12 protein-coding genes are annotated in these 15,256 nt (G+C 33.0%); 8 read left to right on the forward strand and 4 right to left on the reverse strand.

The window, feature by feature from the left end; all coding sequences use genetic code 11:
- Positions 1–31: 31 nt before the first annotated feature.
- Positions 32–2,989, forward strand: coding sequence for a hypothetical protein (locus LB100_RS00895; RefSeq protein ID WP_456201027.1), 2,958 nt, complete (start codon positions 32–34; stop codon positions 2,987–2,989).
- On the opposite strand, the gene pheT is transcribed toward LB100_RS00895, so the two are convergent.
- The gene (gene pheT / locus LB100_RS00900; RefSeq protein ID WP_456201028.1) at positions 2,986–5,325 is read right to left on the reverse strand and encodes a phenylalanine--tRNA ligase subunit beta; all 2,340 of its coding nucleotides are present in this window, start codon (positions 5,323–5,325) and stop codon (positions 2,986–2,988) included. The genes LB100_RS00895 and pheT overlap by 4 nt on opposite strands.
- 112 nt (positions 5,326–5,437) lie before the next feature.
- On the reverse strand, positions 5,438–5,707 hold the full coding sequence (locus tag LB100_RS00905) for a hypothetical protein (protein ID WP_010402566.1): 270 nt from the start codon (positions 5,705–5,707) through the stop codon (positions 5,438–5,440).
- Between the two features lie 216 nt (positions 5,708–5,923).
- Between LB100_RS00905 and LB100_RS00910 the strand changes: the two genes are divergently transcribed.
- The 6 genes from LB100_RS00910 to LB100_RS00935 are packed head-to-tail and all read left to right on the forward strand — an operon-like array spanning position 5,924 to position 10,475.
- Entirely contained in the window at positions 5,924–6,649 is a 726-nt protein-coding gene (locus LB100_RS00910; protein WP_007302047.1) for a F0F1 ATP synthase subunit A, read from the forward strand.
- 59 nt (positions 6,650–6,708) lie between these two features.
- A complete protein-coding gene (locus LB100_RS00915; protein ID WP_006014985.1) occupies positions 6,709–6,936 on the forward strand; it encodes a F0F1 ATP synthase subunit C in 228 nt (75 codons plus the stop codon).
- Positions 6,937–6,939: 3 nt separating this feature from the next.
- Positions 6,940–7,419: a F0F1 ATP synthase subunit B family protein gene (locus tag LB100_RS00920; protein ID WP_456201031.1), complete on the forward strand. Its 480-nt coding sequence runs from the start codon at positions 6,940–6,942 to the stop codon at positions 7,417–7,419.
- Positions 7,420–7,426: 7 nt separating this feature from the next.
- Entirely contained in the window at positions 7,427–7,903 is a 477-nt protein-coding gene (locus LB100_RS00925; protein ID WP_010402542.1) for a F0F1 ATP synthase subunit B family protein, read from the forward strand.
- 5 nt (positions 7,904–7,908) lie between these two features.
- Positions 7,909–9,498 (forward strand): glycosyltransferase family 2 protein, encoded by a 1,590-nt coding sequence (locus LB100_RS00930; protein WP_456201034.1) that lies wholly within the window; start codon positions 7,909–7,911, stop codon positions 9,496–9,498.
- On the forward strand, positions 9,480–10,475 hold the full coding sequence (locus LB100_RS00935) for a COX15/CtaA family protein (protein WP_456201048.1): 996 nt from the start codon (positions 9,480–9,482) through the stop codon (positions 10,473–10,475). The genes LB100_RS00930 and LB100_RS00935 overlap by 19 nt, the downstream gene beginning before the upstream one ends.
- Here the strand turns inward: LB100_RS00935 and LB100_RS00940 are convergent.
- The gene (locus tag LB100_RS00940; RefSeq protein ID WP_456201035.1) at positions 10,458–12,437 is read right to left on the reverse strand and encodes an ATP-binding protein; all 1,980 of its coding nucleotides are present in this window, start codon (positions 12,435–12,437) and stop codon (positions 10,458–10,460) included. The two genes, LB100_RS00935 and LB100_RS00940, sit on opposite strands and share 18 nt — an antisense overlap.
- Before the next feature lie 61 nt (positions 12,438–12,498).
- Entirely contained in the window at positions 12,499–13,176 is a 678-nt protein-coding gene (locus LB100_RS00945; protein WP_456201037.1) for an ankyrin repeat domain-containing protein, read from the reverse strand.
- 139 nt (positions 13,177–13,315) lie between these two features.
- On the opposite strand from LB100_RS00945, the gene gltX reads away from it, so the two are divergent.
- Positions 13,316–14,668: a glutamate--tRNA ligase gene (gene gltX, locus LB100_RS00950; protein WP_456201038.1), complete on the forward strand. Its 1,353-nt coding sequence runs from the start codon at positions 13,316–13,318 to the stop codon at positions 14,666–14,668.
- Positions 14,669–15,256 lie beyond the last annotated feature (588 nt).

Consider the following 15,256-nt stretch of genomic DNA (forward strand, 5'->3'; position numbering starts at 1 on the left):
ATACTTAAATTACTTTAAGTAGGGTGGTGATATGAATCAAGTTGTTGCAGATGGTCATAGAGAAGTTATTGATTTAAATAACAATAGTGATGGTTTAGGTAAAGTAGAATCTATTTCCAATGTTGCTTTGGAAGAGGAAGAAGAGTTTTTTGATGCTATGGAAGATGTTTCTAATGTAGAAGAAGGGAATGATTTAGGTCTTGCTAATTCAGAAGAGGAAGAAGAGTTTTTTGATGCTGTAAGTAAGCAGGATTGGTTAACTGATTTTAATATCCCACTCAGTATATTTCATTATAAAGGTTATAATTCTGACTTTTTTACCTCCTGGTATAATATGTCAAGCGAAATATTGAAAGAGATAAACAGAGCTTGCCCAGAGAAGAAAGTATTAAATTTAGCTCTGTCAGTTTTAATGCTCCCTTATATTGCTTTTACTGCACTGGGGTTAGTTATATACAGTAGATTTAAAGCAAATAGCAAGACACAAGAAGGTGTAGGGGAAGATAAGACAAAAAAGAGTGAAACCGGTGTACCAAAAAGATTGGCATACGGAGCTCTTGCTGCAATAGCAATTTTTGTTAATGTAACTGTACTTGTAGCCTTAATCGTTCCTGCAACAGTTGCTTTGGCTACTTTTTATCTTTTAAATAGAGATTTATCTCACTCTTTAGTTGCTGCTCTTAAAATAAGTATGGGGCAGTATTCTAATAAGCATCAAAATATTGAGGTGTCTTTTTGTGAAAAGGAAGTTTCTGAGCCAAATATTGCATGGGATATGAAAGTAAAATTTCCACCACAATTTAAACAATTACTTAAAGATTTATGCGAGAATGAAGATAATAAGTGGTTTAATGTGACACGAGATTCAGAGGATAATACCATACTGAAATTGTCAACTAACATCAATTTAAAAAATGGTCTTAAGCCCTTACATAGTGAAATCAAGAATGTGCTTGCAACTTCGATTCAAGAATGCGCAAGAACTATGGAAGAGCTGATGAAGCTAGAAAAGAAAGAGATTACATATGATAAACTGAAGGAATTGTTGAAAGAATTCAGGCTGAAAGTTGTAGATAGTATAGGCCATCAATTGACAACTCACTTAATAGAAAATGCTTATCAAGTTGCTTTTATACAAGCAATTAAATTTGCACAAAAAAGAAAAAAAGATTTTTCATTAGAAGATGCGCTAAGAGATATGTTAGTGAAACAAGAGTTGGAGAGTCAAGGTAAGGAATTACCAAATGAGAAAGAGATGATAATAAAAGATCTGAGAGAAGCAGGAGCAAAAGTACCAGATATCTTAGAAGATAGTGAATTTCCTGTATTTAAAGCAAAATGGAAACAGCTTATAAAAGAAGGGAAAATAGCTGAAAGGACAATAATTAATACTTATGAAGATATGTACCCTCAAGAAACAAAGAAAGCTCTAGATAATGCTAAAATAGAGATTGAGTGTTTAGAAAAAGAAGGACAAAAAAGATATATTAGAGTACGCGAAAAATTGAAAGAAGTATATGATGAAGAAAAAAATAACTTCATAAACGATGATTTAGAAAAGAAATTAGAAGATTTTTTAGAAGAGGAGGAACCAAATGGGATATACGAAAAATTGAAAGAAATATATGAGAATATAAAAGGGAATGGTTCAACATATGGTGTTTTAGAAAGGAAATCAGGAGATCTTTTAAAAGAAGTAGGAGAAGGTGAGAGACATGAAAAATTGAAAGAAATATACGAGATTATAAAAAAGAATAGCTTAGCGGAGGATAATTTAAGAAGGAGATTAGAAGGTCTTTTTAAGTTCGAGTATGATAATCAAGAGGTTAAGCAAAGGCTAGTAAAATCAGTAATGAGAAAAGCCAAAGATAAGTTAAGCCGATTAGGTATATTAAGCCTGATAGAGGAGCAGTTTGTAAATTTAGAAAAGAAGATAAAAGCTTCTTTAAGTGAAGAAGCTTTAGATGAAGTGAATGATTTTGTAGAAAAGGTGTATTTAGAAATAACGAAATGTAAAATGCTAAATTTATTTAGAGGTCAAGCAAAGTCTATGAAAGGATTATGTGACCTATTAAAAGAAGATGAGCTGGAGCTAATAGAAAGTATTAATACACATCGAACAGAAATTGCAAAATGCTTAGAGCAACGTATATCGTTAAAGGAAGAAATAGAAGAAAATGAGAATTTAAACAAAGATTTAGAAGGTGAGCGAAAGGAAAAAGAAGAGCATCCAAATACAAAATTAATAGAGAAGCACTTTAAAAATAACCAAGAAATTCTAAAAGTACTAAAACAATTAGAATTAGAAAAAGAAGGATTATTGATAAATAAAAAAACAAAAAATGATTATAGAGAAGAACTAGAATCTCGTGAAAAAATAAAATTTGCAATAATAGAAGATGATTTACTGAAAGCGTTAGAGCATGAAACTTTTGACGAAGAAGCAATTAAGAAGTTATTAGAGAAAACGGAACTTGAGTACTACTTGGCAGAAAAGTGCATAAAAACTCCTATTATTAAAATAAAAAATAGTATCAAACACTTTTGTCAAGATTTACTGTCTCCTTTAATAAACAGATTGGTGGAAAATATAGTAAATAATGTACCAAAAAGCGATAAGAGTTCATGGCTCCAGCCTATGAAAGCTGTTAAGACAGGTTTGGGATATATTAAAACAGGTTTTGCTGTTGCAATGCATGGGGATAAGAGCGCAGAGGGAAAAGCGTTGAGTGTGGCGTATGATACTCATAAGGAAGTAGAAACATTTCTTCAACATTTTCAATCAAGTTATGAAGGAGTTGGAGGCTTTTTAGGCAATTTATTTTCTGATGATGGAACGACATTTAAAAATGATGTCTGGCCTAAAGGAGAAGAGCATTTGCATGGAATGTGGGATAGGTTTTTCAAGGATATTGAATTCAAGATAGGGAATAAATTGGATAAAGTAAACGTGACACAGCAAAATCAGGAAACGGCGATTACGGCTTAATGATGAGCTCTCAAAGTTCCTTCAGTATTTTCACACACTAAGTTGACTATCATATTTGATTCTTTTTGGATTTCCTCTTCAGTTAAAGTGTGAGTTGGAGAGCAGAAAGTAACTGACAATGCTATAGACATCTTATTCGGCTCTATGTTATTTCCATGGTATACATCGAATATCAAAACTTCTGTGATGAGCTCTGAGCTTTTTTTCACCATATTGATTATACTGCCTGCTGCTACATCTTTATTTACAATAAATGCAAAGTCGCGTTTTACACTTTGATATTTATAATCGATAAATTTTTTTCTACTTATAGGTAAATTTTCGATATTTTCTAATATCAACTCAAAGCCTACAATTTTTTGTTTGATGTTAAAAAAATCCAATATACTCGGATGCAATTCTCCAAAATAACCAACTATTTTACTTCTAAAAGATAAGGAGCCTGATTTTCCTGGGTGATAATATTCTTTTTCTGCTCTTTCTATTGCTAAATTATCACAATTGACATTAAAAAGTTCCAAAGCTGTTATGAGGTCAGCCTTTGCGTCAAAAATATCTATTTTTCTATCAGTGTTATAGTGGTTTTTCGGCGAATTATTTCCTGATCTAATTCCACTTAAAACGTACTTAGACTGAGCCTCACCATTATAAATTGGTCCAATTTCAAAAATTGCGAGATCAGATATCCCGTGAGCAATATTATCTACAGTGACTTGCAACAAATTTGGTATGACACTTGGCCTCATTGTATTAAAGTTATTATTAAATGGATTATCGATGATAAATAACTTATTCAAGTAACCAAACTTTTCAGCTATTGATTCACTCATAAAAGACCAAGTCATCACTTCATGAAATCCTCTGCTTGTCATTAAAATGCGCAAATCATCCTGTGTATCAAATTCTACCACAACATCGCCTGCTAATGGCTCTTCCTTTATTTTATCATAGCCGTATATTCTTACTACCTCTTCAACTAGGTCAGCAGGTATGGTTATGTCTGGTCTCCAGCTTGGTACATGTACGCTCCAATTATTTTCAGTTCTTTTATCAATACTAAACCCTAATTTTGTTAAAATATTGAGTACTTCATCAGGTGATGCAGATACACTTCCAAGTTTGTTTGCATTCTGATAATCAAAATTTATCTTGGTATCAGCCTTATTCAGATTACCAGCAGACACTACACTTGACACTTCTCCACCACATAAATCCAAAATCATTTTGGCTGCAAGATTGAGTCCATCAAGGGTAAATTCAGGGTCAATTGAACGTGCAAATCTGTAACTTGAGTCTGTGGAGATGCCTAGCTGCCTTGAAGATTTAGTAATAGAGATGGGGTCAAACCAAGCAGACTCTAAAAAGATATCAGTAGTCTCAAGAGAGCATTCACTGTACTTACTGCCCATAATTCCAGCAATTGCATGAACATTTTTATTATCAGAAATAACGATTATGTCTTTGTTTAATAAGTACTCTTTATCATTTAAACCAATAAATTTTTCTTCGTCATTTGCTTTGCGTACTATGAGCTCTCCTTCTATTTTTTTTGCATCATACGCGTGCATCGGGCGCCCGAAAGATATCATAATGTAATTAGTAATATCAACTATTGCAGAAATGGAGCGCATTCCTATCGATTCCAATTTATCTTTTAGCCATTTTGGACTCTCTTTATTTTTTACATTAGTGATATATACTCCACTAATAAAACTCTCCCCATCGATGACTTTGACGTTTATTAGTGAGTTCATAGAAGCGGTAAGTTGTGGAATGATTAAAGTCTTTAACGTTCCAATTCCAGTTGCTGCTAGATCAAGTGCTATTCCATAAACACCTAAGCAATCTCCACGGTTTGGAGTGATGTTTATGTCAATTACAGGATCGCAATTGAAAAATTTATCTCCTGTTTTATAATCATCAGAAAGCTCGATTATTCCTTCACTTTCATCTTGAGTCAGCGAAAGCTCAGAGGCAGAGCAGAGCATCCCTTCACTTAGCACTCCTCGTATTTTTGCAAGCTTAATTGTGAAGTCACTTTTTGGTAATGTGCTGCCAAGAGATGCAAGTACGGTTTTCATTCCTTCTCTAACATTCTTTGCTCCACAGACTATCTGCAGAACTTTACTTCCATCATTTACTTTACATAATTTTAATTTATCAGCATTTGGATGAGGTGCGACTTCTAATACTTCTGCAACAACAAACCCGGCCAATCTGGAATTGTCGATCACATTCTCTACTTCCAACCCTATGTGAGTTAATTTATCAGTAATTTCCTCTAAACTAGCATTGGTTTCTAAGTACTCTAATAACCAAGATAATGTGAACTTCATTTATTTAACAGAAAATAAAAAAGTTATTGTAATGTAAAATATAATGATTTTAAAGCTTGTTGTAGTGAGTAGCTTCTCTAATTGTAAAAAACGAAGGAGAAGCCTACTTTTTCTACAAAGAAAGAATTTTCTTTATATCACCTTTGCAGTCCATTTCCATGCAGAGTTGAATGTTCATATTGTGATCATCTATATGGAAATTATAAATGTAAGCATCACCAGTGAAATTTCCTATAACATCATGACTTTCATTTAGCATTTCACCTGCCATGTGGAAAAGACCAGTGTCTGAGTTAGAAGAATAATCTGTAAACTTGATGTACCCGTTACCACATTCCTGTTCTAAATTTAAAGGTGGATTAGTAAAATCTATTTCGTTCATAATTGCCTCATATTAAAATTAAATTATAGTTAAAATAAGATGTTAAGTCAAGAATTTAGAATAAGATTGGTAGCTGACTATAATTTGCATTTTAATTGTATATTTTGTTAATATGTTAATGCTATAATAATACAGAGCTCCTTATATTAATTCTTGACTTTATTCTATAAAATTTATACTTTATTTACTGCTGCAGTTTAAGTATACAGGGTCAAAATGGCGTTAAATCCGCTAGAACAATTTAAAGTATATACAATAATAGAACTACCAAAATTATTTGGGTATGACATAAACTTTACCAACTCATCTCTTTTTATGATGATCTCGGTGATATTAATGGTACTGTTTTTGCTCCTTGGAATAAGAAAAGGTGCAGTAATACCAGGATATTTGCAAGCTGCAGTTGAATATGTATATGATTTTGTTGTTTCAATAATAGAAAGTAACACTGGAAGCAAAGGTTTGGAGCACATTCCTTTGATATTTACAGTATTTATTTTCATTTTATCGTGTAATTTAGTTGGTGTTCTTCCTTATAGTTTCACAGTTACAAGTCATGTGATAGTTACCTTCGCTTTATCAATGGTGGTTTTTACTTATATAACGATTGTTGGGTTTAAAGAAAGAGGAGTAGAATTTTTACGCATATTGCTACCAAAAGGAACTCCTTCGTGGCTTGCACCTATAATCATCATTATTAAATTATTTGCTTATTTAGTAAGACCGATTAGTTTATCAATAAGGCTTGCAGCAAATATGATTGCGGGTCATACAATCATCAAAGTGATAGCAGGATTCGTCATAAATATGAACATATTTTTTACACCTGCACCTTTTTTGTTTATAATTGCACTAATAGGATTTGAAGTATTTGTTGCAGTTTTGCAAGCTTATATATTTACTATATTAACATGTGTATATTTGTCAGATGCAGTAAAGTAATTGACTTCCTTGCAGAATATTTTACAATTATATTATAAAGAAATAGTTAAAGGTAATATATGGATTTAGTGGCTTTAAAATTTATAGCAATTGGTTTGGCTGTATTTGGAATGCTCGGTGCTGGTTTAGGTATAGCTAATATCTTCTCTGCTATGTTAAATGGGATTGCGAGAAATCCTGAGTCAGAAGGTAAAATGAAAAGTTACGTTTATATTGGTGCTGCCATGGTTGAAATCATGGGGTTGCTTGCGTTTGTACTTGCAATGTTATTAATATTTGCTGCTTAACAGATGCCACAGCTTGATGTTTCAACTTTCTCTTCTCAAATTTTTTGGTTTTTAATTTTTTTCTCTTCACTTTTTTTTGTAGTCAGTTGTTTGTTTTTACCGAAGTTAGATGAAATAATAAGCACTAGAAGTAAAGAAGTGTTAGATTCATTTAATAGTTCTATTCACCTTTTAAGACTTACAGAAGAGCAAATTGCCAAGTATAATGCAGCTTTAAATCAAGCTAGAGTACGGGCAAAAAAAATCATAGATGATGCATTTGCTCAAGTAGAAGAAATGAGAGCGAATGTTAAGGATATATTGGAAGAGGAAGACAAGAAGATGATTAAACTTGTTGAAGAAAAGGTAGTACAATTTAAATCTAAGTATATTAGTGAATTAAAACAAATGGCTACTAGTATTGCTTTGATTTACTATACTAAGTTAACTAATTCTGAGATTGAAGAGGAATTTATTGCTGATTTGGTATCCAAAGAATTTTAGGGTTTTTATGTCTACATTACTAGTTATAAGCCTTGCTTTTTTAGTAGGTTTTATCCTCTCATATAAATTGCTAAGGAAGGTAATAAAAAACGCGCTTAACAATAAACGTAACAAAAGCAAGTTTTCAAGTGAAGAAACTGAAAAATTCAGAAAAGATATGTTGGAGTATTACAAAAAATCTTCTGAAAAATACAAAAAATTAGATGCAGAAGTTAACAAAATGATGAATGAAGCACTTGATAAGGCTAATAGTATTATTAAGCATAATAGACAGCAACTCGATCAAACGTTAGATGAAAATTCCCATTCTAATTTGAAGAAAGTTACTGACCAAGTTGAAAAAGCTCTTGGGGATTTACAAGCTAACACAGCGAGTATAGCTGCTGATGCTGTAAAAAAAATAATGCATGAACGTAAAGATGATAAGCGTAGTAGTGAGGTTATATCTTCGTTTTCACGTGACTTGAGCAAAAAGTTGCATTAAGTTTAATGCCTGTACTTCAAACTGATAATGTAGAAAAAATTAAATTTGATTCTAGTTTATGCAAAGAACAAGAGAAACTTTTCTACTATAGGTTTAATATAATTCCTTGGCAAAAATTAAATGGTACTACTTTTTTTATGGTTGAAGACATAAGCCAAGATATCAACCTTTGGGTCGAATCTCATTACGGTATTGAATATGTATTGATAAAAGTAGATAGCAAACAGATTTTAAATCTTCTTAACTCACACTTTGGTATTTCAGAATTCGCAAGTAACTACTTATATTATAAGAATCCTAATTTTTCAGCTAAAAGCATTAGGCTCAGTTCAATCTTTTTTTCCTCTTTCTTTGTTATGATTTCGACTTTAACACTGACAAAAAAATATGCATATTTTGCTTTGGTGTTGATATTTATAATCGGATGTTCTAGTTCTTTATTCAAATTTGTAACTAAAATTTTTGGCTTGCGTAAAATTTCTAACCAAAAAGCAGATTATGATAAGATGAATGAACCTATATATACTATTTTATTGCCTGCTTTTAAAGAGAATGCGGTTATAAAGCAATTGATTAAGAGCATTGAAAGTTTGGATTATCCAAAATCAAAATTAGATGTAAAGCTTGTGATAGAGAGCGATGATCAAGAAATGTTGGCAGCTATAGAAAAATGCACTTTACCACAGTATTTTGAAGTAATAAAAGTGCCTCATTCTCTGCCTAGAACAAAAGCTAAGTCATGCAATTATGCTATGAGCTTTGCTAGAGGAAAGTATGTGGTAATATATGATGCAGATGACAAGCCAGATCCGTTGCAGTTAAAAAAAGCACTAATTGAATTTAATAAGGGCGACGAAAAGTTGGCTTGTGTACAGGCGAAATTAAATTACTATAACTTTGGTTGCAATTTTCTTACAAAATTCTTTTCTCTCGAGTATATGAACTGGTTTCAATATTTTTTGCCTGGATTTCAAAAAATGAACATGCCAATACCTTTGGGTGGTAGCAGTAACCATTTTTCAGTGGAAATTTTAAAGAAAGTGCTTTTTTGGGATGCTTACAATGTCACTGAAGACGCTGACCTTGGTTTGAGACTTGCGCAAATGGGATATAAAACCAGGATTATTGATTCAGAAACATTGGAAGAATCACCAATTACTGTGTTTGCTTGGATCAAGCAAAGAGCACGCTGGATTAAAGGTTATATGCAAACTTATGTCGTTCATTTAAAAAATATAAAATTACTTTTTAAGCACACTGGACTCAAAGGAATTTTGCTATTAAACCTTTTTGTTGGTTCCTCAGCTTTGATGTTTTTTATGACTCCTTTTTTGTTGCTTTCATTGATACTAACTCAAGTTTTAAGTGGATTATTTTTATATTATTTTATAGTAGTATACGTTATTAACTTGATTTTTTTGATAATAGCTATCAAACAGCAAAAAATGCCTTTTTATTTTTATATAATATCAATATTTTTTCCCGTTTATAGTCTACTACATAGCGTTGCAGCTTTTCTCGCTTTGTGGGAATTTGTTATTCATCCTCAGCAATGGAACAAAACTCAGCATGGCTTATGGAAGCAAAACCTGTAGCTATTTGGCTTTTTCTCTGCTCTTTCATGGTGATTTGCATGGTGGGGATTGGTGGATTTACCAGACTTTCAAAAGCAGGATTGTCAATCACGGAATGGAAACCAATTACCGGAACATTGCCACCGCTTAGTGAACAAGACTGGATTAAAGAAAAAGTAAAATATGAAGCTACACCTGAATATAAAGCATTTAACTATGGTATGAGTATGGAAGAATTCCGCACCATATACTTAATAGAATACGTGCATAGACTAATTGCAAGGCTGACAGGTTTAGTTTTTATCTTACCATTTATATACTTTACACTAAAAAAAAGAATACCTAAAAATGCAGTAATAAGGTTATCTACAGCACTATTATTTGGAATTTTACAAGCTTTTGCTGGTTGGTATATGGTAAAAAGCGGTTTGGTAGTCAATCCTCATGTTAGTCACTATAAGCTCGCACTTCACTTACTGCTTGCATTGGGTATCTTTGCATTATTGTCATATCAATTTTTTGATTACCAAATCAAACCAAAACAGATAATTAAAATTAATAGCAACATTACATGTTACATATGGATAATTTTAATCCTAGTTGCAATACAAATAATCTTCGGTGCATTTGTTGCAGGGTTAAATGCTGGTTTAATTTACAATACCTTTCCACTGATGGATGGACAAATTGTTCCGGAAGATTTATTTTTCTTACAGCCTACATGGCTCAATATCTTTGAAAATAGAGCAACAGTGCAATTTGTGCATAGAGTACTGGCATTGCTGATATTAGTTCTGGTAGCAATACTCACAATAAAAAATGCCAGTATAAGACCATTATATGTTATGCTATTCTCTGTCATCATTCAGGTAATTCTAGGAATAGTCACTTTGTTGCTGCATATACCAATGGCTATTGCTATAGCCCATCAAATGTTTTCATTTATCTTATTTGGATCAGGTTTATACTGCTTGCGTTATTTAAGAAATCAGATCTAATACTAAATCACCAGCCTGTACATTTTTCCCTTCTTTAACAGAGATATTTTTTATTACCATTTCTGATTCAGCACATATAATATTTTCCATTTTCATTGCTTCCACAACAAATAGAGGTTGTCCTACCTCTACCTGATCTCCAGCATTGACATGTAATTTAACCAATAAACCAGATATTGGAGATTTCACAGTATCTACTGAAATCCCTTCAGTTTCATTATTTAGCATTAACCTGCTTAATTCAGCTATGTAAGGTTTCAATACAAAACATTCAACTTTCATACCCGCATGTTTTATGCAGTATTTGCTACCTTGCCTTTCTATTTTAAGTGCTATGTTGTTATCATCATTAATTGTTATATATAGCAATCTGTAACTTGATTTCCACTTACCCACCACGGAGTATTTATTGTGGTTATATACTGTTGTTAATGTGTTATCTTGATATTTTGCATTTACGGGATACTCATTGTCATCTATTTTCACTATGAATGCTTCATCTATTGACTTACTGTAATACCTTTCCTCATTTTCTAAGTGAACATACAGTGCAGTAAAAATAAATATTTTAATATATTCCTCTGTGATAAAATCACCTTGAAATCCACTGGGATAATGGTTGGGAATAAATCTCGTGTGGAGCTTTGCTGCAATAAAATTTGGATGATGGAAGATGGATTCTAGAAATTCTATGTTGTTTGTTACTTCTCCTATATAGCACTCAGATAAAGCTCTTTGCATTCTGCTGATCGCCTCTATTCTATCTTTTCCATAGGTTATAACTTTTGCAATCATTGAGTCGTAGAACACGCTGATTTCTGAACCGCTAGCTACTCCATCATCTATTCTTACATGATCATTTTCATCCGGTTTATCGTAATATTTTATTCTTCCGCTGGAAGGGAAAAATTTCTTTGATGGGTCTTCAGCACAAATTCTACTTTCTATTGCAGAACCAGTAAGTTTAATATCATCCTGATTGAATCTCAATTTTTCTCCACAGGAAGTTCTAATCATTTCTTCTACTATGTCTGTTCCTGTTACGAATTCTGTTACTGGATGCTCAACTTGTAATCTCGTATTTACCTCAAGAAAATAGAAGTTTTGGTCTTTATCAACAACAAACTCAACAGTGCCTGCTGAAAAATAGCCAACTTGTTTTGCAAGGGAGACACATTGAGCATACATTTTTTGTCTCACCTTTTCACTGATAAATGGACTTGGAGTTTCTTCTATTATTTTCTGGTTGTTTCTCTGTATCGAACATTCTCTCTCTCCAAGACACACTACATTCCCGTATTTGTCTGCTATAATTTGTATTTCAATGTGTCTTGGCAGCTCTATATATTTCTCTATAAAAATACTACCATCTTTAAAACTTTTTTCTGCTTCGTTTGTTGCTGATATAAATGCTAGTTCAATTTCTTTTTTGGAATGTACAATTCGCATTCCTTTGCCACCACCACCTGATGCAGCTTTGAGCATAACGGGAAAACCAATTTCTTCAGCAACCATGGATGCATGGTCAGCGTTTTCGATCTTACCCATATATCCTGGCACTACATTTACTCCAGCCTTTCTTGCCTCTTCTTTTGCCGTTATTTTGTTGGCTGTAACTTCTATTGTTTCTGCACTTGGACCAATGAAATCTATGTTATGTTTTTCCAGAGCACGGGGAAAATCTGGATTTTCTGCTAAAAACCCATAGCCAGGATGAACCGCCTCGGCACCTGTTTCAACTGCTACTTCGCATATTTTTTCGATATTTAAGTAACTAAGATAAGCAGGCGAAGGGCCAATGTGCCTTGACTCATCTGCTTGCTTTACATGCACAGAATTTGCATCTGCATCTGAGTACACAGACACACAAGATATGCCCATCTTGTGCGCAGTTTTGATTATCCTGCAGGTAATCTCCCCTCTGTTCGCTACTAAAATCTTACTATACTTCTTTCTTATCATCTTATCAGTATACTTTCTTAAGTTAAGAAAGTAAATTTCTATATTATTTCCTGCAAGTACTTCATGTTGGGGCTAAACCACTATCTAAAAGTTGCATAACATCAGGATCTATCACTATAGTACTTTCGTTATAGAGGCCATATACTTCATTACATGCCTTAAATAACAGATATGAAGATCCTCCAGAAGCTATTGTTGCTATTGAAGCCAATGCAAGAGATTGAGAAGCCGAAAATAGAAGATACAAAGATACACACATAGTGATAGCACACACTATAGCTCCTACTATATATAAGCATATATGAAACTTCTTATTACATATAAAGCCACATTTTATATCTGCAATTTGCTTAACTTCCTTCCGCTCTTCAGGGTCCAAGAAATAAAGGGGTGATACTGCCTTCTTCCCGTCATCCTTAATATAGCTTTTATCGAGGAGTGCTTCCTTAATATATTTCTTATTGTTCTCAAGTTCCTTTTTTAAGCTTTTTACTTTCTCCCAATCTTTAGCTTCTTTTGCTTTCTTGACTCTGCTCTCAGTATCTTCTTCTAAATACTCTATAATCTCTTTTAACGCAGGTAACAGGAGTCCTTCACTTGCTGCTATATGAAATGGGTTTCCATTTTCATCAATTCTATGCTTAGCTACACAAGCAACTCTTTTCTTGCAAGCTTCAATAAATTTATTTTCATCCTCTTTTGTTACAACTTCTCTTGCAATTTCAAATAAATTACCCATATATACACCTCACTGCATTTACTAATATTGCAGTTTGTTAAAAATAAATGTAAATTGATCTTTCAAGTTTACTATAGTTCCACGTTGTTGCAAGTGCAAATTTTAGTTATCATCGGTTACGTTATCACAATAGACAAATATGCCAGGTATAGTCACTAGATTCGCTCCATCACCAACAGGATTTTTACATATTGGAGGAGCTCGCACAGCTTTATTTAATTGGCTCTATGCGCAGCGTCATGGTGGCCAGTTTTTACTAAGGATTGAGGATACCGACAGAAAACGTTCAACACAAGAAGCAATTGATGCAATAATGGATGGGCTAAAATGGCTTGGAATAAACTATGATGGAGAAATAATATACCAATCGAGAAGAATAGCTAGACATATTGAAGTTGCAAATCTTTTAGTTGAAAAGGGTAGGGCGTATCATTGTTACTGCCCCGAGAATGAAATTGCAGAAAAGAAGGCAAAAGCAAGGGAAGAAGGAAAAATATATAAGCATAAGTGTACTCATTCGACATCAAATGCAGAGCCTGTTGTTCGCTTCAAAGTGCCAGACTCAGAAGATATTGTTGTTGACGATAAAATATACGGCCAAGTTACAATAAGTAGCGATCAGCTTGATGACATAATAATCTTGCGCTCTGACAATACTCCAACATATATTTTTGCTGTAGTGGTTGATGACCATGATGCCGGAATAACCGATATTATACGTGGCTCTGATCATCTCACTAATACCTTCAAACAATTACTAATATATCAGGCTCTTGATTTTGATGTCCCACGCTTTGCACATGTACCGCTAATTCATGGAGAAGACGGGAATAAGTTATCTAAAAGACATGGTGCTACAAGTGTTTGCGATTATGAAAAGATGGGAATATTGCCACAGGCAATGCGTAATTACTTGCTAAGACTTGGCTGGAGTCATGGCAACGATGAGATTATTAGCGATGAGCAAGCAATAGAGTGGTTTAATTTAGAAAGCATCGGTCGCTCACCTGCACGGCTCGATTTCAAAAAACTGGAGCATTTGAATAACCACTATATTAGTAATATGAGCAATGAAGATATTCTGACTCTAATGCTTAGAGAAAATACTCTAACTGACAAAAAAAAGGGCTATTTACTTCAGGGACTGACAGAGCTGAAAAAAAGAGCAAACTATCTGACCGAATTATTGGATTTAGCAAAATTTTATATTCAAGTTGATTTTAGTGAAGAAGCTCAACAAATTATCAAATCTAACCTCGATATAATTAAGTTACTTGTATCATTTCTTTCGAGTGTAGGTAGTGAAGATTGGAATAAGAATTTTTTATCTGCTAAAATCAAGGAATTTTCGAAGTTATATAATATGAAAATGAGCGATGTATACCACTCATTACGCGCCCCTATAACAGGAGTAATGGATGCGCCTGGAATCATCGATATCATGGTAATTCTTGGGAAAGATGAATGTATAAAAAGATTGCAACAAATTTAAATAAAAAATTACTTGACAGACTCTGGTGGCTTCATTATAATGGAAAATGAAGGTTTTTTAGGATCCAAAATCTATCTTCACCTGCAGGTTTTTTCACCAAATAATCAAATTTCAGCAAAAAATATATAAGTTTATTTTTGCTAGCTCTTTATTCATATAGGAGGGTTTATGTCTAGAATTCCTGATACTTGACTTTTATTTTTAAGTTAAAAAAACAATTGGCGCCTATGGTTTTCACATTAAATCATTTTAAATTGTTAAAGTTAATACGGTTTTTTTATTGGTATTTTTTTCATATTTTACATATCTGTTCAGCAAAGTGGCAAAAAAGACAAGTAAATGAGTATCATGAAAGTAGCTTACACGTAGCTGTAGGAATATTCATTTTTTAAGGTAAATTACACAGCAAATATTGTCATTCAAGTAGCTGATCTCTATGATGATGTCATCCCAGTGTTCAGACACTGGGATCCATTCTTTTTTTACTAGATTCCAGCATCAAGTGCTGGAATGACAACATTTATTTTTATGATTGTCTTATCTTATAATGCACCCATTTGTCTAGACCATTTTTTTCAAAGTGATCCG

The organism is Wolbachia endosymbiont of Protocalliphora sialia (genome assembly GCF_053891855.1).

Bases quoted from the DNA above. Each gene is read 5' to 3' on its own strand.
- LB100_RS00895 (WP_456201027.1), top strand. From the start codon at position 32: ATGAATCAAGTTGTTGCAGATGGTCATAGAGAAGTTATTGATTTAAAT.
- pheT (WP_456201028.1), bottom strand. From the start codon at position 5,325: ATGAAGTTCACATTATCTTGGTTATTAGAGTACTTAGAAACCAATGCT.
- LB100_RS00905 (WP_010402566.1), bottom strand. From the start codon at position 5,707: ATGAACGAAATAGATTTTACTAATCCACCTTTAAATTTAGAACAGGAA.
- LB100_RS00910 (WP_007302047.1), top strand. From the start codon at position 5,924: ATGGCGTTAAATCCGCTAGAACAATTTAAAGTATATACAATAATAGAA.
- LB100_RS00915 (WP_006014985.1), top strand. From the start codon at position 6,709: ATGGATTTAGTGGCTTTAAAATTTATAGCAATTGGTTTGGCTGTATTT.
- LB100_RS00920 (WP_456201031.1), top strand. From the start codon at position 6,940: ATGCCACAGCTTGATGTTTCAACTTTCTCTTCTCAAATTTTTTGGTTT.
- LB100_RS00925 (WP_010402542.1), top strand. From the start codon at position 7,427: ATGTCTACATTACTAGTTATAAGCCTTGCTTTTTTAGTAGGTTTTATC.
- LB100_RS00930 (WP_456201034.1), top strand. From the start codon at position 7,909: ATGCCTGTACTTCAAACTGATAATGTAGAAAAAATTAAATTTGATTCT.
- LB100_RS00935 (WP_456201048.1), top strand. From the start codon at position 9,480: ATGGAAGCAAAACCTGTAGCTATTTGGCTTTTTCTCTGCTCTTTCATG.
- LB100_RS00940 (WP_456201035.1), bottom strand. From the start codon at position 12,437: ATGATAAGAAAGAAGTATAGTAAGATTTTAGTAGCGAACAGAGGGGAG.
- LB100_RS00945 (WP_456201037.1), bottom strand. From the start codon at position 13,176: ATGGGTAATTTATTTGAAATTGCAAGAGAAGTTGTAACAAAAGAGGAT.
- gltX (WP_456201038.1), top strand. From the start codon at position 13,316: ATGCCAGGTATAGTCACTAGATTCGCTCCATCACCAACAGGATTTTTA.